23 protein-coding genes are annotated in these 22971 nt (G+C 51.0%); 9 read left to right on the top strand and 14 right to left on the bottom strand.

Features of this window, described 5'->3' with window-relative positions; translation table 11 throughout:
* Window positions 1-136: 136 nt before the first annotated feature.
* From trmB to PKH29_01255, 4 genes are all read left to right on the top strand, one after another.
* Window positions 137-799 carry a tRNA (guanosine(46)-N7)-methyltransferase TrmB gene (gene trmB, locus PKH29_01270; protein HNX13467.1) on the top strand — a complete coding sequence of 221 codons (663 nt, stop codon included), beginning with the start codon at window positions 137-139 and terminating at the stop codon, window positions 797-799.
* On the top strand, window positions 796-1278 hold the full coding sequence (locus PKH29_01265) for a hypothetical protein (GenBank protein ID HNX13466.1): 483 nt from the start codon (window positions 796-798) through the stop codon (window positions 1276-1278). The genes trmB and PKH29_01265 overlap by 4 nt, the downstream gene beginning before the upstream one ends.
* Window positions 1275-2237: a tRNA dihydrouridine synthase DusB gene (gene dusB, locus PKH29_01260; GenBank protein HNX13465.1), complete on the top strand. Its 963-nt coding sequence runs from the start codon at window positions 1275-1277 to the stop codon at window positions 2235-2237. The genes PKH29_01265 and dusB overlap by 4 nt, the downstream gene beginning before the upstream one ends.
* Window positions 2238-2316: 79 nt before the next feature.
* The gene (locus PKH29_01255; GenBank protein ID HNX13464.1) at window positions 2317-5184 is read left to right on the top strand and encodes a hypothetical protein; all 2868 of its coding nucleotides are present in this window, start codon (window positions 2317-2319) and stop codon (window positions 5182-5184) included.
* A gap of 214 nt (window positions 5185-5398) precedes the next feature.
* On the opposite strand, the gene PKH29_01250 is transcribed toward PKH29_01255, so the two are convergent.
* The 13 genes from PKH29_01250 to PKH29_01190 all read right to left on the bottom strand — a co-directional run bounded on the left by PKH29_01250 (window position 5399) and on the right by PKH29_01190 (window position 16442).
* Window positions 5399-6193, bottom strand: coding sequence for an SDR family NAD(P)-dependent oxidoreductase (locus PKH29_01250; protein HNX13463.1), 795 nt, complete (start codon window positions 6191-6193; stop codon window positions 5399-5401).
* Window positions 6190-7077 carry an SDR family NAD(P)-dependent oxidoreductase gene (locus tag PKH29_01245; protein HNX13462.1) on the bottom strand — a complete coding sequence of 296 codons (888 nt, stop codon included), beginning with the start codon at window positions 7075-7077 and terminating at the stop codon, window positions 6190-6192. The genes PKH29_01250 and PKH29_01245 overlap by 4 nt, the downstream gene beginning before the upstream one ends.
* A gap of 40 nt (window positions 7078-7117) precedes the next feature.
* Window positions 7118-7843 (bottom strand): DUF1700 domain-containing protein, encoded by a 726-nt coding sequence (locus PKH29_01240; protein HNX13461.1) that lies wholly within the window; start codon window positions 7841-7843, stop codon window positions 7118-7120.
* Between the two features lie 92 nt (window positions 7844-7935).
* The gene (locus PKH29_01235) at window positions 7936-8250 is read right to left on the bottom strand and encodes a PadR family transcriptional regulator (protein ID HNX13460.1); all 315 of its coding nucleotides are present in this window, start codon (window positions 8248-8250) and stop codon (window positions 7936-7938) included.
* Window positions 8251-8521: 271 nt separating this feature from the next.
* The gene (locus PKH29_01230; GenBank protein ID HNX13459.1) at window positions 8522-9298 is read right to left on the bottom strand and encodes an ABC transporter permease; all 777 of its coding nucleotides are present in this window, start codon (window positions 9296-9298) and stop codon (window positions 8522-8524) included.
* Window positions 9288-10043 (bottom strand): ABC transporter ATP-binding protein, encoded by a 756-nt coding sequence (locus PKH29_01225; GenBank protein HNX13458.1) that lies wholly within the window; start codon window positions 10041-10043, stop codon window positions 9288-9290. Before PKH29_01225 ends, PKH29_01230 begins: the two co-directional genes overlap by 11 nt.
* Window positions 10040-11065 carry an aliphatic sulfonate ABC transporter substrate-binding protein gene (locus PKH29_01220; GenBank protein ID HNX13457.1) on the bottom strand — a complete coding sequence of 342 codons (1026 nt, stop codon included), beginning with the start codon at window positions 11063-11065 and terminating at the stop codon, window positions 10040-10042. Before PKH29_01220 ends, PKH29_01225 begins: the two co-directional genes overlap by 4 nt.
* A 65-nt stretch (window positions 11066-11130) precedes the next feature.
* Window positions 11131-11583 (bottom strand): ribonuclease HI, encoded by a 453-nt coding sequence (gene rnhA, locus PKH29_01215; GenBank protein ID HNX13456.1) that lies wholly within the window; start codon window positions 11581-11583, stop codon window positions 11131-11133.
* Window positions 11570-12265 (bottom strand): ABC transporter ATP-binding protein, encoded by a 696-nt coding sequence (locus tag PKH29_01210; GenBank protein ID HNX13455.1) that lies wholly within the window; start codon window positions 12263-12265, stop codon window positions 11570-11572. Before PKH29_01210 ends, rnhA begins: the two co-directional genes overlap by 14 nt.
* A 56-nt stretch (window positions 12266-12321) precedes the next feature.
* Window positions 12322-13428 (bottom strand): hypothetical protein, encoded by a 1107-nt coding sequence (locus PKH29_01205; GenBank protein ID HNX13454.1) that lies wholly within the window; start codon window positions 13426-13428, stop codon window positions 12322-12324.
* 85 nt (window positions 13429-13513) lie between these two features.
* Window positions 13514-14467, bottom strand: a complete 954-nt coding sequence (locus PKH29_01200) for a DUF4838 domain-containing protein (protein HNX13453.1) — start codon at window positions 14465-14467, stop codon at window positions 13514-13516.
* A 17-nt stretch (window positions 14468-14484) separates the two neighbouring features.
* Window positions 14485-15771, bottom strand: a complete 1287-nt coding sequence (locus tag PKH29_01195) for a HAMP domain-containing sensor histidine kinase (GenBank protein ID HNX13452.1) — start codon at window positions 15769-15771, stop codon at window positions 14485-14487.
* Entirely contained in the window at window positions 15768-16442 is a 675-nt protein-coding gene (locus PKH29_01190) for a response regulator transcription factor (GenBank protein ID HNX13451.1), read from the bottom strand. The genes PKH29_01195 and PKH29_01190 overlap by 4 nt, the downstream gene beginning before the upstream one ends.
* A gap of 234 nt (window positions 16443-16676) precedes the next feature.
* Here PKH29_01190 and PKH29_01185 point away from each other — a divergent pair, with 234 nt between their 5' ends.
* From PKH29_01185 to PKH29_01165, 5 genes are all read left to right on the top strand, one after another.
* Window positions 16677-17405, top strand: coding sequence for a polyphosphate polymerase domain-containing protein (locus PKH29_01185; GenBank protein ID HNX13450.1), 729 nt, complete (start codon window positions 16677-16679; stop codon window positions 17403-17405).
* Window positions 17398-18069 (top strand): DUF4956 domain-containing protein, encoded by a 672-nt coding sequence (locus PKH29_01180; protein HNX13449.1) that lies wholly within the window; start codon window positions 17398-17400, stop codon window positions 18067-18069. Before PKH29_01185 ends, PKH29_01180 begins: the two co-directional genes overlap by 8 nt.
* Window positions 18070-18083: 14 nt before the next feature.
* The gene (locus PKH29_01175; GenBank protein ID HNX13448.1) at window positions 18084-19931 is read left to right on the top strand and encodes a carbohydrate-binding domain-containing protein; all 1848 of its coding nucleotides are present in this window, start codon (window positions 18084-18086) and stop codon (window positions 19929-19931) included.
* A 264-nt stretch (window positions 19932-20195) separates the two neighbouring features.
* Window positions 20196-21290 carry a PfkB family carbohydrate kinase gene (locus PKH29_01170; protein ID HNX13447.1) on the top strand — a complete coding sequence of 365 codons (1095 nt, stop codon included), beginning with the start codon at window positions 20196-20198 and terminating at the stop codon, window positions 21288-21290.
* Complete coding sequence (locus tag PKH29_01165) at window positions 21284-22201, top strand: pseudouridine-5'-phosphate glycosidase (GenBank protein ID HNX13446.1); 918 nt, start codon at window positions 21284-21286, stop codon at window positions 22199-22201. The genes PKH29_01170 and PKH29_01165 overlap by 7 nt, the downstream gene beginning before the upstream one ends.
* Window positions 22202-22348: 147 nt before the next feature.
* On the opposite strand, the gene PKH29_01160 is transcribed toward PKH29_01165, so the two are convergent.
* The coding region (locus PKH29_01160) for a GyrI-like domain-containing protein (protein HNX13445.1) at window positions 22349-22971 on the bottom strand (623 nt) is incomplete at its 5' end.

Here is a 22971-nt window from a genome sequence, read left to right as displayed (position 1 = left end):
CGAATTCGCGGAAATCCCTGTTATTGGCTTAAATAAATTTCAAGTAAAGGAATATAATCGCATGCGATACGCATCACGCATGCGCAGAGTGCTTCTCGTTGTTTTTATATTATTATAGTGTAAAGGAAGATATATTGTGCGCATGCGACGAAAGCCCTACGCCAGACCCGAACTTGCGGCGTGGGTACATCATATTGACGCGCCGGGGCTCTGGCGTGGGAACTGGAAAGCGGCGTTTGAAAAAGAACAGCCGCTTTGGCTCGAACTCGGCTGCGGCAAGGGCGGATTCGCGGCCCGACTGGCTTTGCAAAACCCGGAAAGCAACCTGATTGCCGTAGATATTAAAAGCGAGGTGCTGGTCGTTGCCAAACGCACGATCGAGCGTTTGTTTGCCGAAGCCGGGAGGCCGATTGACAATGTCAAGATCATGTCGCAGGAGATCGGGCTGATTGAGCGGATGCTCGCCCCGGAGGATATGATTGAACGCATTTACATCAACTTCTGCAACCCGTGGAACCGCCCGAAACATAAGAAAAAACGCCTGACTCATAAAAAGCAGCTGATAAAATACTGCGATTTTCTGTGTGATGGGGGAAAAGTGTTTTTTAAAACTGACGACGAGGAACTATTTGAAGAATCGCTCGGGTATTTCACCGAGAGCGGATTTGAGATTGTGTACCTGACCACCGATTTGTCGAACAGCGATTACCCGAATAATATAGAAACGGAACACGAGAAGATGTTTGCCGCCGAGGGCAAAAAGGCGATGTTTTTGATCGCCGTGAAGAAAACTCTATGACGGATTATTCGGAGATTTGGGAGCGGGCGTACGCCCTTCTTGACAAGTTAACGCCGATCAAAGCCGACTGCGGAGAACTCTGTAAAAAGAGATGCTGCAAGGGCAATGACGAAGATGGAATGATTTTATTTCCTTACGAAAAGGAATTTTTAATCGGGCAGCGGTCTCTGACGTTTTCGCAGAAAGACGGGTTTGATACAGCGGTTTGCAAGGGGCGGTGCAAGCGCGAATGGCGTCCGCTGGCCTGCCGTATTTATCCGTTTGTGCCGGTGTTCAAAAACGAGACCATAGTGGCTCAGCCCGATCCGAGAGCAACCTATATTTGCCCGTTGATTTTGCATGGCGTAGAGTATATTGACCCGGAATTTATACATTCGGTAAAAGAGGCGTTTGTGATTTTAGAGGAGCTTCCGGGGTTTTCGGACTTTATGATGCAGTATGACGAGATGCTCGATGAGTATCGGAAGTTTACAATATGAGCAAATCAAATTTCGATTTCAACAAGATAAAAGGCGCTGCGCTGGCTCCGATGGCCGGCGTGGCCGATTCCGCGTTCCGCGAGATTTGCAGAAGTTACGGCGCGGTGTTTACCGTGACCGAAATGATCAGCGCTAAAGCATTATGCTTTCAGGATAAAAAGAGCCGCGAACTGATGAGTTTCACCGAAGGCGAACGGCCTTGCGGGATTCAGCTATTCGGCAGCGAGCCGGAGATCATGGCAAGGGCGGCAATGTTTGCGGCGGAATATGATCCGGATTTTATCGACATCAACATGGGCTGTCCGGTGCCGAAAGTGGCCGGAAACGGCTGCGGGTCGGCGCTGATGAAGAGTCCGGAACTGGCGGGGGAAATTATCAAAGCTGTGACAACGGCGGTTGACTTGCCGATCAGCGTTAAAATCCGTAAGGGCTGGGATAATAACATCGTTAACGCGGTTGAGATCGCTTTGATCGCACAAGATAACGGCGCGGCGGCGGTGGCGGTACACGGGCGGACCAAAGCGCAAGGATATGCCGGAGAAGCCGACCGTGAGATCATTCGGCAGGTTCGGGAGAGGTTAAAAATTCCCGTGATTGCGAACGGCGGGATTATGAGTGCAAAAGACGCTGAAGAAATGAAAAAAGCCGCCGGATGCGAGCTCATCATGGTGGCAAGAGGGGCGTTGGGCAACCCGTTTATTTTTGCGGAAATCGCCTCGGGATGCCCCGAACCCACCGTCGAAGAACGTATGGAAACGATGATAAGGCAGTGCGAGATGACCTGTGAACGCAGGGGCGAAAAGCGCGGGATTTTGGACTGCCGCAAGCACGCCGCGTGGTATATCAAAGGCGTGCAGGGCGCGGCGGCCTTTCGCAAACGCGCGGTGACGGCAAAGGATTTGGTGGAATTTAAGGTGTTGGCACAAGAGGTTATTGAAAACATAGAGCGAAAAAGATAATTCCTGTTGTAGGGCGGGATGCCCACATCCCGCCGTTTTTTAATTATCGTTGTTAACTTTAAAAACGGAGGAGAATAAAGTGAGCCAAAAAATCTACGCGTATCCGGTGAAACCGGAGAAGTATCCCGATTATCAAGAACGGTACGCAAAAGCGGTCACGCGCGAAGCGCTGAACAACGAGATTCAATTCACATCCCTGCGGGTGTTCTCCGAAGATAACAAAACCAAAATGCTCACCGACATCAAAGGCGAGATTGAACTTTATACCAAGACCTTCCTGCTCGGAAATGTTTTATGGCCGGTGTATAAAACGCTGTTTGCTGAAAATTTCGGAGTGCTTGTTGATGAAGTTCAAAAACGTGGTCTCTATATGTTCGACTTTTGGGGGTATGTACCCGGAAGCCAACCGCAGGAGGATGTGATTTGGGGCGAATATGCGGTTCCCCAAAAGGCGCATGAGGCGCTGCAAAAGTTGGACGACCATTTTCTCGGGTTTGACAACGGAGAACAGGACGGACGGTATATCGGCGGTTATGCGAAATTTGCGTCGCCCGTAGCAGATTCGCATAAAGCGCAGTACCGGAGCTTTCAAGCGCACTTTGAAAAGCTCGGAAACGCAATGAAAAACCATATGGTCACGTTGTCCTCCCTGCCCTTTTTACACTACTTTGCCAAAGAGGGCAACACCATTATGCTCGGGGCCGAGACTGCGCAGGCGCTCCCTAACAGCTCTATGTGGTTTTCGTTTATCCGGGGCGCGGCAAAGCAATACGGGCTGCTGATGTTCGGAAACGCCTCGATTTGGAATCGTTGGGGATATAAATGCTATGAATCGAGCGGAAAAGACGGGTATGAGTGGGGCGAGGACTGCGGCACCAGTTTGTCGCTATTGCGGCGATTGATTTACAGCCATTATTTATACGGCTGCGAGATTCTGGGCTTCGAAAACGGCTGGATTATGGGAGACAGCGTAGAAAAACGGATTCGGAACGAAGAAGTGCAGATGGACAAAGACAAATCGGTCTGTGCATTGACGCCGGTGGGGAAAATCCAGCAATACTGCGGCGAATTCGTGCGAAAACACGGGCGTCCCGGCACACTTTATACGCCGTTGGCGATTGTCTCCGACTTTTTTGCGGGGTGGAATCCGCCGAGACATTTATATTCCAAGGACATCTACAAGGTATGGGGCAACCTGCCCTACCGCAACGGGGATTATCAGCTGCACGGGTTGTTTTCGATGTTCTGTCCGGGTTATGAAAACGCGGGCTTTTTCCGCGACGAGAGCGGCTTTTTGACCCCGACCCCCTACGGAGAGATCGCCGATGTGCTGTTAAATGATGTGCGATATGAGATTTTGTCGCAGTATCAAACGGCGCTCGTCACAAACGGCACGGAACTGACCTTAGAGTTTTACGACATTTTAAAGCGGTATGTGCAAAACGGCGGGAATTTGATTCTTTTTGCCGACATGCTTAACGACGCCATTGTGAAGATAAAACAATACGATGCCGATGCCGCGCAATTTTTCGGGGTTGAGGAATTGGGGGCAAAAGCGGAAAAAGTGTATACGGTTTGTTATAACAAGGGTAATTATTACGAAAAGAGCATTGTTTATGAGGTGAAACCGCTTGCGGGGACGGTGGTTTCCGTTTCTGATAAAAATGGAATGCCGCTTGTGTTGAAAAACAAATTTGGGGACGGTTCGGTCACGGTATTTGCGCTGTCTGACGGGCTTATTGACAACGGCGGGTATTCGGCGGAAAACGAGCCGAACAAAAACATTTGCAGGCCGATTGACTTCTCCGGATTTGTCAAAGTGTATTTGGGCGATGTCTTTGATCGGCTGTATATAGCGCGCCCGAACAACCGTAATCTGCAATACTGCGCCGCCGTCAAAGATGAAAAGACTCTGATGATTTATGTTTCGAACAGCAGTTTTTCCGACCGGAAATTTCAAATTGAGAGTGAATACGGCATTTCCTCGGTGCACGAGCTGTTGATTGAGGACGGAATTCCCGGGGATCAGCAGTTTTTCCCGTTCAATAGCGAAGACGGGAAAGAAGTTGAAAAAACGGACGGATTTTTATTAAAATGCGGCGATACCAAGATTTTTGAAGTGCGGTTTGAAAAACCGCTTACTCTCAAAGCCGAGAGCGTTCCAAAAGCGAATCAAAACAATCTCTATCTTTCGATTGCGGGATTTTCGGGCAGCGTGAAAGAGTTTGTGCTGGATCATCCGACGCTTCAGCATCATTTAAAAGGAATTATGATCCCGGCGGAGTATCTGCATCGGCTCGAGGCCGGGGAAGCAGAGCGGGAAGCGGAGTATCTGAACCGGAAAAACGTGCGCGTGCTCGTGGACTTTTCGGCGGCGCTCGACCACTACCCGGTGCTTTCGCTGCTAGATAATTTACCCGAGCGTAAAGCGGAGTCGATGGGTTATATTCAAAATGTGCTCGAAAAAGCGGCAAAATACCGCTGTGAAGGGATTTTGGTACAGATGCATCGAAACGCCGAATGCAGTTTCAGCATTGACAAGGCCAAACAGAGTTTTGTCGATGCTTTTGCGCAGATTGGAGAGATAGCACAGGAATACGGCATTACCGTGTATGCGCAGAACCGACCGGTTTTGACCGAGACTGCCGAGTTCTTCGAATTGATAAAAAATATTCCTGCCGTGAAGCCAGCGTTTAATTATTCAAACAGCGTTTGCGCGGGAGATACAGCAGAAACCGCAAAGCAATTTGACGGGCCGATGGTTTTGCTGTCAGCGCCGGCAAAAGACGGATTCGGGCAGTTTTTCAACATGAGGCTGCCGATTGCCGGTTCGGGGTATGCGAATGCGATATCGGCGTGCGGAAAAGACGGCACAATCACCGTGCTTGCGGCTGATTATAAGGATTGGGACGAGGTTTACCGGGACTTAAATTTGTTTGAGCTTTGATTAGTGTAAAGTTTATAAAGTAAAATGTAAAGTAAAAATACCGACGGAAAATCGCAGGAATTGTCACTGATATTTTTTATTTATTATGCTTGCAGCAATAACTCAAGGCGGAAAGGTCAAGACCTTTCTCTACATTGGAGTGTATTATTTAACTTACATGTCATACTATTGGATTTCTAAGTGGCTTTACTATACTCCGAGTGTAAAGGTTTAATTATAACGTTTCGCGTTGGCTCTGCGCTTTGTGCCAGCGGGAATAGACCGCTTTGGCGACAACAGTGCGCGGGAGGAGTTTGCCGAAAAAGGAGAGTGTGCGGTTGAGTAAGCCGGGGATATAAAGAGCTTTGCCCGTGAATGCGCGGTCGAGGGTTTTTCGGGCGACGGTCTCGATCGGATTCGTGGTAGCGTTGCCCCAAAAACCCTGCGCGGCAATGCCCTCCATCGCCGATTCTGTGGTGACCAACCCGCCCGGGCATAGCGCCAGCACATTTGTGTTTCGGCCTTTGAGTTCTTGGCGCAGCGCGCAGGCAAAATCGAGCAGAAACCGTTTGGACGCGGCGTAAGTCGCCTTGAGCGGCATCGGGAACATCGAGGCCAAACTCGATACGAAAACCGCGGTGAAACGTCGGTTTTCGCGGCGGCGTTCGAGAATCGCATGGGTGATGCGGAGGGTGGCGGCGTTGTTCAGCGTAACGATTTTGACGAGCTTTTCGCGCTCGCGCTCCAGAAAACCGCCCTCGAAATCCAATCCGGCGATGTTTAAAAGCAGCTCGAATTTTAAGCTGTTTTGATCGATGACAGATAACATACTGTCGACGTCGGCGGAATCGGTGAGGTCGCAGGTGCGAACCGCAACCGTGACGCCGAACCGGCGTTCGAGCCCCTGCTGAAGATGAATTAATCCGGCCGGGTTGACGTCGGTTAAAAACAGGTGATAGCCGCGCTGGGCACATTCGACGGCCATGGCTCTTCCGAGCCCGCCCGCCGCTCCGGTGATAAATGCGTTCATGATACGGCCTTCCTTTCGGATAAAGTTGTTTCAAATTCTATTCCGCAGAGCTTCTCGCTGAGGGTGAAGAGTCGGGTGGCGTTTTCGCTTGTCACCTGTTTGCTGTAAGGAATTTCGCAAATCGGCGGGCGCCGTGACAGTTTGTAATGATAATATAATCCGGTCGGAGCGGGGTCCTGCTCGCAGAGATATAAGTAGGTCTTTGCGGGGATTTCGGGTGTCACACCGCTTCGCTTGCGCATCGACCAAATCAGATTGACGAAACCGCCGGTCTGCTTATTGCCGATGTCGGTCTTAACAAGCCCCGGATCGACCGTGTAGGAATGGATTCCGAGATTTCGGTCGCTGAGCCCTTTGGCGAAAAGGATGTTGCAGAGTTTTGATTGTTTATAAGCGGTCAGGGGGTTATATCCGCGGCGCAGCATCACATCGTCCCAATGTATTTTGATGCCCTTATGGGAACCGCTGCCGGTCATGATGACCCTCCCCTTCCCTTTTTGCAGATAAGGCAGCAATTTTGCGGTCAGCAAAAAGCCCGCGAGATGGTTGAGGGCGAACTGCTGTTCGTAGCCCTCCTCGGTGGTGGTATACCAACTGCGCACCGCGCCCGCATTGTTGATGAGTGCGTGCAGTTCGCCACCGGTTTTATCAAGCTCGACTGAGAGTTCCTCAACGACGCGCAACACTTGACGTTGCTGCATTAAATCGGCACTGTAAAAGGCAATTTGAGCGTTTGGATTTACGGTAAGCAGCTCCTGTTCTGCGCGGAAGCAGTTTTTCCCGCTGTGTCCGACGCCGAGCACGCGATAGCCCCGATTGGTCAAAAGGCGTACGGTTTCTAAGCCGATGCCTGAAGTGGCACCGGTAATGATGACGGTTTTCATTTTAAAAGTTATCTCCTCTCCTGCGATAATGAGTTCAAAACTATTTTACGAACCAGTTCCAGGCGTGCCAGAAGCCGAAATGACCCGCTTGAACGGAAGAGATCACGAAGCCCAGCACGAACAAAATTCCGAAGACGGCAGTCGAGATTAAAAACGTTCTGCGCAGTGCTCTGCCGGATTTGTTTTTTAATTGCGGAGCGGTCGGAAGCGGCGGGAGAGCCGCGCCGGAGACGACATTTTTATGCCAGCGGAGATCGGCACGGACAAGCTGCTTTAAGAAAGCGAAAAAGTAGCAGCATCCCGCGCCGAATGCGATGGCGAGCGCAAACAGGGTCAAACCGAGAATCAGCGCGCTCAGATAGGGCATTTGCAGCGCTGCGAACTGCATGAAAGCGCTGATTTGAGCGATCAGGCAGATGCCGATTGCAGCAGATGCGAGCCCAAGCGCACCGAGTACAACCGTCCAGCAAAACAGCAGGATAAAACCGATCCACTCAAACGGAATTAAAGTCGCCATGCCGATTTTGGCCCAAATGCCGCCGCCTTTTTTGCTTGTTTTATCAGAGGCAGCAGTTTTAACGGCTTCGAACTGAGAGGCAATGGCTTCGGGTGCGCCGAGTTTTGCGGCAATTTCTTCTTCCGAAAAACCGTCGGCGAGTTTGAAGGCGAAGTGCTGTTCGTATTCTTCGACAATATCGGCGGTGTCGGCGATATGTTTTTTCCTGAGCTCGGCTTCGAGTGTGGTCAAATATTCATTGCGCGTCATTGAAATGATCCTTTCTTCATATGATTTTAGGATGTTTGGTCCATGACCTTTGGCAAATGGATCAAACTCCGGAGTTTGATAAATTTCATTTTTCAAACTTCTCCTCCCAATAATGTCTTGATTGCATCGGCGAATTTGAGGTATTCGGCGCGGTCGGCTTCGTAGGTCTCGCGCCCGAGGTTGGTCAATGAATAGTATTTTCGGGGCGGGCCGCCGCTTTCCTCCTGTAGATAGGTATCGACCAGCCCGTCGCTTTTGAGTTTGCGCAGAATCGGGTATACCGTGCCGTCGGCAATGTCGATGCGCGACGAGAGACGCTCCGAGATGTCATAGCCGTAGCAGTCGCCCTTTTCGAGCAGTGCCAGCACACACAGCTCCAGTACGCCTTTTTTGTATTGGGAATTCAATAGACATCCTCCTTTGCAAACAAGGAAGTACCCGTTGTTTACTACTATATTATATTCAGTAGTATGAGTTTGTCAATAGGCAAAATGAAAAAATTTAAAAAGAAAAATCGGCTATACAGCCGATTACGATATAGGACGTACCTGTGTTAGTCCTGGCTTATGCCGAAACCACCCCGGCCTGCGGGCCACCCCTCCACAGAGGGGAATGAGGGCTTGAAACGTGAGTCATTTAACGAACGGTCAACGATTTTACGACGCTTTGAATGCGCCATCATGCCGCCCACTTGAGAGCACGCTTTTCGATGAGGCCGAAAATAAGTTTGTCGACGAGGATACTGATAAAGACGATTACCAGCATAACCGCGGTGACTTCGTTGATGCCTCCGATCTCACGAGCCTGAGAGAGCATCAGTCCGATGCCACGCGATGATATCATCATTTCACCGGTCATCAGCGCGCGCCAGGCGAAAGACCAGCCCTGTTTGAGCGCACCGACGAGCGACGGAACACTGGCGGGTAATATGACTTTGGTATAAAGCGCAATGCCTTTTGCGCCCATCGTTTTGGCGGCACGGATATAAATCGGATTAATATCCCGGATGCCGGTCTCAACCGCGATGCAGATACTGAACGCAGAGCCGATCACCACAATAAAAATCGTTGCGCTCTCGGCGAGGCCGTACCATAAAATCGCAAACGGGACCCAACAGATGGAAGGCAATGTCTGAATGCCCAATACGAGCGGTTTAAACAATTCCGAAAGCGCTTTAAAACGTGCCAAAAGCATTCCGAGCAGCACGCCGATCAAAATCGAGATACCGTAACCGATCCCGATACGGCGCATGGTCTGGCCGATGCCCGCGAGTAATGTTCCGTTTTTAATCAACTTTGAAAAAGATGAAAGAACGCCGAGCGGCGAGGGGAAGACATACGGCTTCCAAACAGCCGCTCTTTCCACCATGATGAAATAGAGCAGCTGCCAGACTGCGACGAGCAATACCAACAGGCCGAATAGCTTCAGAGCCTTGAGCAGGGTGTTATTTTTCATAGCGCTCCACCTCCACTCTGAGATCGGCCAGAATATCATGGCGCAGTTTGACAAACTCAGGTGCGTCGATTTGGCGCGGGCGCGGGAAATCGATTTTGAAAATGCTTTTGATCACACCCGGATCGGCGCTCATCATCACGACGCGGTCGCCGAAGAAAAGCGCTTCCTCAACGCTGTGGGTCACATAGACGACGGTCCGCTTCTCGGACAGCCAAAGGCATTCGAGTTCGTCTCGCAAAAGGTTTTTCGTCTGCTTATCCAATGCGGCAAACGGCTCGTCCATCAACAGAGCTTTGGAATCGAGCGAAAGCGCCCTTGCGATGGCGACACGCTGTTTCATGCCGCCCGAAAGCTGGCTGATTTTATAGTCGCGGAAGGAAGCCAGATTGACTTTTTGCAAGTAGGCCATCGCCCGTTCCTCGGCCTCTTTATCGGGGACTTTGGCAAGTTTCATCCCGAATTTGACATTGTCTGCAACCGAAAGCCACGGGAACAAAGCTGATTCCTGAAAGATCATGACGCGGTCGGGGCCCGGGGCGGTAATCGGTTCTCCGCCGAATTTAACACTGCCCGATGTTGGCTTGTCGAGTCCCGCGATGATATTCAACAGTGTCGATTTGCCGCAGCCCGACGGGCCCAGCAGACAAAGGAATTCGCCTTCGGCGATCTCCAGATCGATGTCTTTCAAAACCTCTTTATCGGGGTTATGAAAGACCTTGGAGAGGGCTTCGACGGTGATGTTCATTTCGAGGACTCCGTATTGATTTTATTGATCATATCCAGCGAAAACAATGCGTCACGGTTGTCGCAGGCATCGATAAAGCCCTGAGTGATTGACAGGTCGATGAACGCCTCTACCGACTCGCGCGCCGGATCGTTGGTGAAAACAAGGCGCGAAACCGCTTCGGTCAGGATTTCCGGTTTAAGCGCGGTCCCCGTCAGCTCTTGGATGCGGGCATTGGCGGTTGCCATCGCTTCAGCGGAGTTTTGGTTGATGTATTTCGTGATATCGGCATGCGCCTGAAGGAATTTTTCGACGAGATCGGGGTGCGCGGTCAAAAAGTCTTTGTTGGCAATGACCACCGCCGTCGAATAATTGCCGTTTAGCCAGATTTGATTATAATCCAAAATGAGCTTCGCGCCGACTTCGTTGATCAGGCGGGTGCCCCAGGGCTCGGGAACCAGTGCCGCATCGATTCCGCCGCTCTGCATCATCGATTTGATTTCGGAGTTTTCAATTGCATAAAGATCGACCGTACCGCCCGCAGACGTCGTTGCAAGGCCGTTTTCCGAGAGCAGCTGCAGCAACGAGAGATGCTGGGTGTTCCCGAGCTGCGGAACCGCCACTTTCTTGCCCGCAAGGTCCGCCACGGAAGTGATATTTGCATCGGCACGTGCCACTAAAACCGCGCCGCCGTTTGCCGCGCCCGAGATGATGACCACATCGCCGCCTGAACGGACAAAGCCGTTGATGGCCGGAACCGGCCCGATATAACCGATGTCTACTTCGCCGGCGAATATCGCCTCAATCTCGGCGGGTCCGGCATTAAAAGATTTATATTCCACGGTACAGCCCTTGAGCGCTTGCTCAAAGCGGCTGGAACCGGAGCTGTCTTTTGCGGAGCCGATCAGCCCCTGCGCATGGGTGATGTTCGGGAAAAAGGCGATGCGCACAGCGGTGTTTTCAACGGAGGGTTTCGCACAGCCGAAGAGGGTTGTAATCAAAGCAGCACAGAGAAGGAGCGAGAGGGTTTTTTTCTTGTTCATGTAAAGACCGTTCTTTCAATTTAGTTTATGTATTTGAGCGGGCGAACGCAGTCGCCCCTACAGTATTACGATCTTGTTTCCGCAGAAAGTTTTTGTGCAAAACCGGCTGCCAGACGGTCGCAGCGCTCGTTTTCGGGGTGGCCGTCGTGGCCGCGTACCCAGATAAATTCGACTTTATGTAACGCGGTGAGCTCCGAGAGCCGCTGCCAAAGGTCGGCGTTCTTAACGACTTCGTTTCCGGCGCGTTTCCAACCGCTTGTCTTCCACTTTTCAAGCCAGCCGAGTTCAAAGGCGTTGATCAGATACTGAGAATCGCTGAAAAGTTTGATTTCGCAAGGTGTTTTAAGCGCCTCGAGCGCGACAATTGCGGCGGTCAGTTCCATGCGGTTATTGGTCGTTTCCGGCTCGCCGCCCGATAGTTCTTTCTCGGTACCCTTATATTTCAGGATGATGCCATAACCGCCCGGGCCCGGATTGCCGAGGCATGCGCCGTCAGTGAAAATTTCAACCTGCTTCATAGGCGCTCCTCTCATCGGATGCGATTTTGCCGTCGCTGATGGTCACAACCCGGCTTGCATATGCCGCGACCAAAGGATCGTGCGTAATCATTATAACTGTCTTACCGTTTTTGTTCAAGAGGGTCAGTAAATTCATGACGCCCTCGCCCGAGGTGCGGCCGAGATTTCCGGTCGGCTCGTCGGCGAGCAGGATATCCGGGTCTGCGGCGATTGCCCGCGCGATCGCAGTCCGCTGCTGCTGCCCGCCGGACATTTTGGAAGGCCGATGTTCGCTCCGCTCGGAAAGACCGACTTTTTCAAGGGCTTCGAGGGCGAGGCGGCGGCGTTCTCCGCGCTCGACGCCTCGGTACAACAGCGGGAGCTCAACGTTTTCGGCCGCAGAGAGAGACGGAATGAGATTATAACTTTGGAACACAAAACCGATACGGTGGTTGCGGATGCCCGAGAGCTCCTTTTCGTCATAACGGTCGGAAAGTTTTCCGAACAGAAAATATTGTCCCCCGGTCGGGACGTCGAGGCAGCCGAGAATATTGAGAAGCGTTGACTTTCCGGAACCCGAGCGGCCCATCACCGCCACAAATTCCCCCTTTATAACAGAAAGCGAAACGCCGTCAAGTGCTTTGACTTCATTTCGCCCTTTGTTGTAAACCTTATAGATGTTTTCGGTACAGATAATCTCCATAGCTGCCTCCGCTGCGCAAAAATACGTGGTTAGTATTTGCCGGCGGAAGGAAAATATCAGTCCTCGGTCTGCTTTTGGATATTTTCCGGCAGATATTTATTCATCAGATATTTGCTCATCTCGATATCGTAGTCTCCGGTGATGGTCATGATGTTATTTTGGAATTCGGTGTCTTTGAGGTCGCGCAGAACGGCGTCGCGGTAATTGGAATAATTCGAGGCATCGTCGGTCAGCGGGTCGCCTTTCAAATAGATGAAGAAATAACCTTTATCGGTATCTTTGGTATATCCCGCCTTGCCGATTTGGAGCGCTTTGTAAGCGGTGATCATATCGGTGGTATAGTCATTGTTGCTCAAATCGAACAGAACCGGCGCGATCGGATCCACTTTATCGCCTTCTTTGATCAAACTGTTGGCGAGCAGGAAATTATAATACAGCGTATCGATGTCGATTTGGCCGTTATTGAGCTTTTCGACCGCAGTCTGGCAGAAGGTTTCGATGTTGGCAACTTGTTCGTCAGTCAGAACCACGCCGCTTTTTTCATTATAATAGGGGACTTTCATGATCTTAGCGCTGGCATACATCTCGCCGAAGTGGGCTTTGATGCTTTCTTCGGGAACCGCCTGGGTTCCGTCGGTGTCATAAATGCTCTTAAACAGTTTGTTTTCTTTTAAACTGTTAATCAGCCAAAATTCAACGGATGATTCGTTGATGCCGTTGCGGGTGTAGTAGCCGTTATAATAGGCCTCGTAATAATCGTAGATGGCCTTTGCCTGCTCTTTTGCCTTGTCAATTTCCTCTTGCGAGACTGTGATGCCGGCGTCGGCAAGCGCCTTGTCATAATAGACGACCTTTCGCAGTTCCTCGAGTGTCGTCGCGCTGATCCAGACGTCGACACGGTTGCCGTCGATGTTGTTATACAGCGCCATCTGTTCTTTAACAGTCAGATAAGTGCCGTCGTCCTTCTGCTGGTTGAAGGTGTAGCTCATTTTATTTGCCATTGTATTGTAAGCGTCCAGCTGGAACATCAGGAACTGTTCGACGCTGAAGGCCTGTCCCTTGATCGTGACAATCGGTTTGGTATCCCGGCCGCAGGCGGATAAGGCGGCGGCGGACATCACAAGCACCAGCAATAATGCAATAATATGCTTCATTTTTGACATTTTCAGACCTCCAAGTCGTAATACCCGTCTATTTTAATACACCCCGAGATTTTTTGCAAGTGGCGAAGCGAAATTTGGTGTTCAATTACCGCTGGTTTTTCAAGATTTCGCCATATTCGGAAATCGGCGGCAGTCCATGCTGAATCCGATAGTCGTCTCCGAGATAGGAGCCGAAGCAGGTGATGAAATCGATGCCGAGCGAGCGGTAGAAAGCAACGTCCGATTGGGTGACTTTTCGGTCGAAGGGAACCTTGACCGGAGGCTTTTTATACTGCGAAAAAAAAGCGTTGTCCAGCCAATATTCGAGGATATGGGCGTTTTCCGGGTTGAAGATCTTTAAAAGCGCCGTCAGCAGTTCGCGGTATTTCGTGTTCTTCGGATCACCGGATGTGATCGGTTCAAAATGGTTTCGGAAAATCGGGGCAAATTCGAGAAAGAGCGACGGATGCGGTTTAATATTCGGTACCGTCAGCGCGTCCGCATAAGCCAGATAAGCCGCCTTTGCGTTTTTGTCAGCGGAAGTCAGCCCTTCGGCGATGGCGTTCATCATCTTCATGTTTTGATCCGCGCCTGAGAGGCAGCGGCATTCGTCGCACCGGCAAGTCGCGTTTTCCGCGTCGTCCATCCAATAATAGTGGTTATGCCCGGTTTGATTTAACAGTTTTGCCAGTACACGTGCCCGTTCCGAGAGGAGTTCGAGCGAGACCGGGTTGGATACGCAGCAGTTGTTTTCGGCAACCCGTTCCCCCTCGTTATTTTGACGGAACAATTCGGGCTGAGCCGAAAAGAGGGAACGAGGAAGCAGCCATTCGACGGCATGCAGTTCGAATTCGACTTCGATTCCCGCTTTTTCAAAACGGGCAAGTTGTTCCCGAACCGGTTTTTCTTCCAAACGGTTTAATACTTTCTGGACACTGTTGGGTTTCTCCATGATGACCTCGTGAACGCCCAGAACATTGAACTCCGCTTGCTTGCATAATTGCATCCAGACATCGTCGATCTCGTCGATCAGGAGCACGATACCTCTCTTTTTTATCATCTTAATTTATATTCCTTTCATTTAGCTGTGAATTCGGCGGTGAAGGTCGTGCCGTGTTCGGCGCTGCTTGTGACCGAAAGTTTTCCGTTATGGGCGTCGACAATGGATTTAGCGATTGAGAGGCCGAGCCCGTGGCCCCCGCTCGTCTGTGCCCGGGATTTGTCCGCACGATAGAAACGATCGAAGATATAAGGCAGATCGGCTTTGTCAATCGGGCTTCCGGTATTGTGCACCGAGAATTTGGCCCTGCCCTGCTCTTTTGAAAGTGTCAGAGTCACGCTTCCGTTTTTGCCGCTGTATTTGCAAGCGTTGTCAAGCAGGATGACAATCAGACGGCTGAGTTGATCGGCGTTTCCGTACACCGTCACGCCGGGTTTGATATCGCTGTTCAATTGAACACCCTGTTCGAACGCCACCGATTCAAACGGCAGCAACGCACTCCATGCGATGTCGCTGAGGTTTACGGGAACATGCGGAGTAGGTTTAGATTCGGTGTGTTCCGCAGCGTCGGTTTTGGCTAAAAACAACAGGTTGTCGGCGAGTTTTTTCATCCGCTCGCCCTCGGTTTTGGTATTCTCGATCCATCTCTGCTGGTTTTGAATCGTTGCTTCGGGATGTGAGAGCAGGATGTCGGTATTGGCCAAAATCACCGTCAGTGGCGTCTTTAATTCGTGCGAGGCATCGGCGATAAACCGCTGCTGCTGCTGCCATGCCGCTTTAGCCGGTTTGAGTGCAAGCCCCGAGAGCAGATAGGCGAGCAGAAAGAAGACCGCAAGCGCCGGAATGCCGACTTCCAGCGAGATGAGGATGAGGTTATTCATATAAAGGCGCTCGCCGGTTGTGTCGGCAAAAACGATTTTGGTATTGTCAAGGCCCTTTTTGACCTGATAACGCAAGTGCAGATTTGCGATTGCGCCTTTTCCGTCCGGGTCGGAAAGCGCGGTTTCTACGGCGGATTGCAGTACATCATCACTGATGACGGGCGCGGCACCGTAGCCATATGTAGCGAGGATTTTATCCTCGGAATCGACCTTTACCGTAAAAGTAAGGACAAAAGAGAATTCGTCTTTTATCCGACCGCTTCCGGGGTTGAGCGGTTCCGTTTGATCTTTTTTACCGCCGATTTCCCATGGAAACTGTTCTGAGTCGTTTTCACGGGAAAGGGCCATCATCAGCGCGGCATTGCTGCCGTCGGAAAGCCGTTTCGCCGAGGAGAAAAGCAACACGCCGAAGACCGCCGCAAGCACCAGAAATACCGACAGCATATTGATGAGAATGAACTTGACGCGCAGCTTCCTGATCATTCGAGAACCTCCAGCCGGTAACCGACCTTTCGAACCGTGCCGATGTTGACTTTGGAGCCGAGAAAGAAGAACTTTTTGCGCAAAAACGAGATATAGGCCTCGATGTTGTTGTCCTCAGCATCGGAGTCGCAGCCCCAGACTTTTAAAATGATCGACTCTTTTTGAACGACCGTGTTGGGATTTGCCATCAGAAGCCGGAGCACCGAGAATTCCTTATAACCCAAATGGACTGATTTTTCGTCCTTTTTAAGCGCATAAGAAGAGAGATCGAGTGTAATGTCGGCAAAAGCGATTTGGTCGGTGATCACCTCCCCCTGCCGCCGGGAGAGCGCCCGCACCCGGGCCATCAGCTCATCAGGTGAAAAGGGTTTGGTCATATAATCGTCGGCGCCATAGTCAAGCCCTCTGACTTTATCGTTGATCTCATCACGGGCTGTGAGCAGCAATACCGGTGTGGCGATTTTTTCGGCGCGCAGCTGTTTAACGACTTCAAAGCCGGTCATGCCGGGCAGCATCACGTCGAGGATAATCACGTCATAGGCGGAATTTTTGGCGTAATAAAGACCGTCGGTTCCGGTGTAAACGGTCTCGGCGTCGAATTTATGCTCGCTCAATATCTGCGCAAGCGCCTCCGCAAGACGTTTTTCGTCTTCCACCACGAGTACTCTCAAGCAAAACAGCTCCTTTCGGTATCATTCGTTTTTCAGGCGCCCACGCCGCGCGAGCATCTGATATATGTTATTTTATCGTGCGAAACTGAAAAAAACCTGAAACCGGTTTTTCAGAGTAATTTCAGTAAATTGTTTAGAATAAAAGCATACCTGCAGGGCAGACCCCATGCAAAACTTCCGATTCATTTTAACATAATTCCGAACTGTTTTCAACTTGGCAAAGAGGTGCTCTCCATGAAAGACTTTACAACGGTTTTCAAACGTTACGAACAAAAATATATCCTCGACCGCGATCAGGCCGCGCGGCTCTCCGGGCTTGCCGAAGACAAGATGCACCCGGATGCCTTCGGCAAGAGCACGATCTGCAGTGTCTACTTCGACACCGATGACTACCGGATTATCCGCGCTTCGCTTGAGAAGCCTGTCTATAAAGAAAAATTAAGGCTGCGCTGTTACGGTATCCCGAAGTCCGAGGACAAGGTTTTTCTGGAGCTCAAGAAAAAATATAAGGGCGTCGTTTATAAAAGGCGTATCGGGATGCCGCTCAGGAATGCCGCCGACTGGATGGACGGAAAGCCCGGAGAGGGGCGAGAATGTCAGATCGGGCGGGAGATCGAATACTTTATGCGGTTTTATCAACCCCTTCCGAAGGCGTTTATCGCTTATGAACGCGAGGCCTTTTACGATAATATCGACCCCAATCTCCGCCTGACCGTCGACAGCGGCATCCGAATGCGCACGAACAGATTATCTCCGACGCTCGGCTGCGAAGGCACGCCGATCATACGAAATGACGAGCGGTTGATCGAAATCAAGACCGCCGGAGCGATTCCGCTGTGGCTTTGCGGGTTCTTTGAGCAAAACGGCATTGTGCCGACTTCATTTTCCAAGTACGGTACCTGCTATACCGATTATATATTTCCAGAGTTACGAAATTTGAAGGGAGGCATTATCTGTGCTTGATACGATTGTTTCTTCGGAGGGGCTGACCATCGGTTCGCTGTTGTTATGCACGCTGACCTCGATCGTCCTCGGCGTTCTCCTGGGACTCCTCCATACTTATAAAAACACTTATTCAAAGGGTCTCATCGTGACCCTGGCCCTCCTTCCGGTATTGGTTCAAGCCGTCATCATGATGGTCAACGGCAATATCGGCGCCGGTGTAGCCGTGGCCGGAGCGTTCAGTTTGGTACGCTTTCGCTCCGCGCCCGGCAGCGCCCGCGAAATCTCGGCGGTCTTTATGGCCGTTGCGGTCGGCATCGCAACCGGAATGGGCTATATCGCCTACGCAGCCATCATTTTTGCTGCCGCTTCCGCGTTGACCTTAATCTTATTCACGGTTAAATACGGCGATATCCGTGACGACGAGCGTGAGCTGAAAATCACTATCCCGGAATCGCTTGATTACAACGGAGCGTTTGATGACATCTTTGCAACATATACCAAAAAAAGCGAATTGGTCCGGGTTAAAACCACCAATCTCGGCAGCATGTTCGAGCTGCAATACAGAATCGTCCTAAACGGCAATCTGATTGAAAAGAAGTTCCTCGACGCGCTGCGCTGCCGCAACGGCAATCTCAACGTCAGCTGCGGCAAAATCGGCAGCACGATCCGCGAGGAATTATGAGAGAAGGGCTTTATTTGAAAAAGTTATTCATAATTTTGTGTGCCGCTGTCGTGCTCCTTGCAGCCGGTTGCTCGGTTTCGCCAAACGGCTCTTCGGCGGTGATATCCTCCGGTTCCCTTTCGTCATTAACCTCGACCGCTGAAGTAAGCAGCGACATCAAAGCCAGCGTAACACCGGTTGAAAACAAGGTTAAAGCCGAAGACACGACCGCAGCTTCACCCACAAGTGAAAACACGATTGTCTTAAACGGCGATTCCGTTAAGGCTTCCGGCTCCAACATCAAAGTGAGCGGCAGCACGGCCACCATCACCGGAGCGGGCACTTATACAGTCAGCGGAACGCTGAACAACGGGCAAATCATCGTCAACGCAGGCAAAGAAGATAAGATCATTCTGGTGCTCAACGGTGTCAATATCAAGTGCTCCTACGGAAGCGGTATCTACGGTGTGCAGAGCGAGAAAATCATCATCACACTGGCGGCGGGGACTCAAAACACGATCTCAGACGGTTCCTCCTACACTCTCGAGTCCGGCACAGACGAGCCCAACGCCGCCGTTTTTTCGAAAGACGACCTCACGATCAACGGCACCGGTACGCTGACCGTAAACGCGAATTATCAAAACGGAATCCTGTCCAAGGATAACCTTGTAATCGCAGGCGGCACCTATATCATCACGGCGGTAAACGACGCAATCCGCGGACGTAGCAGTATCACGGTCACGGATGGCACATTTACGATCAATTCCGGCGCCGACGGGTTTCAGTCCAACAATGACGAGGACACCACAAAGGGTTCTATTAATATCTCGGGCGGCAGTTTCAACATCACTGCGGGCAACGACGGAATTCAAGCTTACATGGTTCTGACGATCTCAGGCGGCACGTTTAACATCACGACCGGCGGCGGAAGCCCCGCCACCGTTACCGGCGGTTCCAACGACTTCTTTAACCCCAGAGGTGGAAGTCCGTTCGGCGGAAATAATACTGCAGCCGCGACAACCGACGAAGACAGTAAAAAAGGTCTCAAGGGCAGCAGCGGCGTCAACATCACCGGCGGGACGTTTACCCTAAACACCTATGACGACGCAATCCACTCCAACGCCGACATCAAGATCGCGGGCGGAACCTTCACCATCGCGACCGGCGACGACGGCATGCACGCCGACACCGCGCTCGAAATCGACGCCGGTGAGATCAAAATCTCGAAATCTTATGAGGGCCTCGAAGGCATGACCATCTATATCTGCGGCGGCAATCTGAGCGTCACTTCAAGCGACGACGGACTCAACTCCGCAGGCGGCAGTGATGATACCGGCAACGTCACTTTCGGCGGCGGTATGGGCGCGCCCATGGATGCGGCCAATCCCAATAACCTTGTCACCATCAGCGGCGGCACTCTCTATGTCAATGCGGGCGGCGACGGGCTGGACAGCAACGGCAATATGGTTCTTACCGGCGGCACGATTACGGTCGACGGGCCGACCAACGACGGCAACGGTGCGATGGATTTTGCCGGAACCTGCACAAACAGCGGAGCGACTCTGATCGCGGCGGGCAGCAGCGGGATGGCACAGTCACCGGATTCGAGTTCCAAGGTCAACTGCATCATGGCGACCGTCTCGACGGTTTCCGCCGGCTCTAAAGTCACGGTGACCGACAAGAGCGGAAACATCATCATCGAGTTTACGCCGGCCAAGAATTTCGCGAATATTGTGATCTCCAGCCCGAAACTTGTAACCGGCATGACCTATACCCTTAGTATCGGCGGAAGTTCAGCCGGCAGCTTTACCGCAAACGGGCTTTCCACGATCGGCAACGCGGGCGGTATGGGCGGCGGGGGGTTCCCCGGCGGCAGAAGATAGCATCATTACGCTTAAAACCTTCGTCCGAGCTGAGCAAGCACGGCGCGGGCGCGGGTTTTAAAGGGATCGTCCATCCCCGGATGATTCCATATATAAACAAAGGACGAACGGCTGTTCCCTCCGTTCGTCCTTTGTTATATCATTTAAAAATCCTCTGAAAAAAGCAAAGTATTTTTTATATAACCACTTGCATTCCGTTTTTCGTTATGTTATGATAGAAATAAGCAAATGTTTATTATATAAACAATTGTTTAGGAGGGAACTATGACACACCGCGAAGAAGACTTGTTGAAACTCATTCGGAAAAATCCGAACATCTCTCAAAATGAACTGGCAGATACCCTTGGCATCACCCGTTCCTCCGTTGGGGTGCATGTTACCAACCTGATGAAAAAAGGATACATCCTCGGAAAAGGATATATCTTAAAGCAGGAGGATTATGCCTGCGTGCTGGGCGGGTGTAACGTGGACATCACCGGATTTCCCTTTAAAAAGCTGATTGCCCATGACTCCAATCCCGGACAGGTGAAAATTTCGCAGGGCGGAGTGGGGCGAAATATCGCCGAAAACATGGTGCACCTGGGGATTTCCACCAAGCTGATCAGCGCGCTGGGCGACGATTTATACGGTAAAAAGATTTTAGACCACGCCGCTTCCATCGGGCTGGATATGAAAAACACCCCGGTGTTTACCGGAAAGTCCACCTCAACATATCTGGCAATCCTGGACGAACAGGGCGATATGCAGGTGGCGATTTCCCACATGGACATTTTAAACGAAATCACTGTTGACTTTATCCAAAACACCCGCCCGGTGGTCGAGCGCGCAAAGCTTTGCGTGATTGACACCAACATCCCCGAGGATGTCATCAGCTATGTGCTGGACAATTTCAAAAACACCGAGTTTTTTCTGGACACCGTTTCCACCGCCAAAGCCCGGAAAATGAAAAACAAAATCGGCGCTTTTCACACCATCAAACCCAATAAAATCGAAGCCGAGTTACTTTCCGGAATTAAAATTGAGAATGACAACGACCTGAGAAAAGCTTCGGAGTTCTTTTTGGAAAAAGGCGTCAAGCGAGTATTTATCACGATGGGTGAAAAGGGCGTGTTTTTTCAGGACGCAAAAACGCATAAACTGATACCCGGCCCGCAGGTTTCTGTGGTGAACGCCACGGGAGCGGGGGATGCATTTCTCGCCGCACTCGCTTTCTGTCGCTTCCATGACAAAGAAATCGAAGAAAGCGCCCGCTTTGCCATGACCGCCGCCATAATGGCACTGAGTCATGAAGATACCATCAACCCCAATATATCCAAAGAAAACGTGGAGAAAAAAATGAAGGAGATCGGATTATGTTAGAAAAATACCAAGAGATAAACCCCGAAGTCAAAAAAGCAGTAGAAAGAGGAAAACCTGTGGTGGCTTTGGAGTCTACCATCATCTCCCACGGCATGCCCTATCCGCAGAATGTGCAAACGGCTTTAAAGGTTGAGCAGATTGTTCGGGATAACGGCGCGGTTCCGGCTACCATCGCCATTCTCAAAGGCAAGCTGAAGGTGGGCTTGACCCCGGAGGAAATCGAGTATTTGGGCAAAGCTAAAGGCGTAATGAAAACCAGCCGTAGAGACATTCCTTTTATCGTAGCCAAAGGACTGGACGGCGCGACCACTGTGGCTTCTACGATGATTCTCGCCAATCTGGCCGGAATTAAAATCTTCGCCACCGGCGGCATCGGCGGCGTTCACCGGGGCGCGCAGGAGACTTTTGATATCTCCGCCGATCTGGAGGAGCTGGCAAGCACTGACGTGGCAGTGATTTGCGCAGGAGCAAAGTCCATCCTGGACATTGGTCTGACATTGGAATATCTGGAGACTCACGGAGTTCCGGTGGTGGGTTTCGGCACCGATGAGCTGCCCGCCTTTTACACTTCAAAAAGCGGTTTCGGCGTAGACTATCGGGTGGACACCCCGGCTGAACTTGCCGCAGCACTGAAAGCCAAGTGGGATTTGAACCTGAAGGGCGGCGCGGTGATTGCCAATCCCATCCCCATTGAGTTTGAGATGGACCCTGCCGAGATCAACAATGCCATTGAAATGGCATTGAAAGAAGCCGATAAGAAAGGCATTCACGGCAAGGAGAGCACTCCCTTCCTGCTGTCCAAGGTAAAAGAGCTGACCGGAGGTGCCAGTCTGGACTCTAACATTCAACTGGTGTTCAACAATGCCAAAGTTGCTGCGCAGATTGCTGTAGAGCTGAGTAAGCTGGCGTAATTCATTCCACTATTAAACATCATTTCATATAATTGATAAAGCAGGCCTCCGGTTTGAATCGGAGGCCTGAACATCTTCTTACACTAACCTTGGGGATAAAAAAGCATCTGCCATTTCTGAAAGATGCCTTTAATGATTTTCGCTGGTCTATTTCTTTTTGTTCACTGCGATCCAGATTTCACAGGAGAAATCCGGGCTTTGCACATCGGCTGACGGATAGACCTCTAATTCCAAACCGTTGCCGTATTCATAATTGCTCTGCGGGAAGAACTCGGTGCAGATTTTTTGATAGGTGTCTTTGAAAGCGTCGGGCATTTTGCCTTTGCACTGAAATACCGCATAGGTATATGCCGGGATTTCGATGATATCAAAACCTGCGTCTTTTACGGGAACGCGGTTATATTCCGCGCCGATGCCATAGGGAAAGCCGGAATCCGCCATTTCTCCGGAAAAACAGATGCCGAGGATACCCTTCATAGTATCGAATTTTGCATACTTGCAAAGCGCGTCGATGGTGCCGTTCTGAGTGCATTCGCCCCAAAATGCCGAAATATCGACTGTGGCGGTATCGCCCTGCGGTTTGTTGACTTGTTTCTTTTTACAGATGATTGTAAATGCCGGTTTTTCTTCGATTCTGTAATCCATGGTGTTGCCTCCCGATAAAATCAATTTTACGGAAAGCCGCGAAAAAGATTTGACGTTTCCGCCGTGTCTTGCGTCGGTGGGGGTAATCCCGTGGAACCGCGTAAACGCGCGGGAAAAACTCTCGG

The organism is Oscillospiraceae bacterium (assembly GCA_035353335.1).
GTDB lineage: Bacteria > Bacillota > Clostridia > Oscillospirales > JAKOTC01 > DAOPZJ01.
Note: the sequence above shows the minus strand (reverse complement) of the source record. Positions and strands in the feature narration are given on the sequence as shown.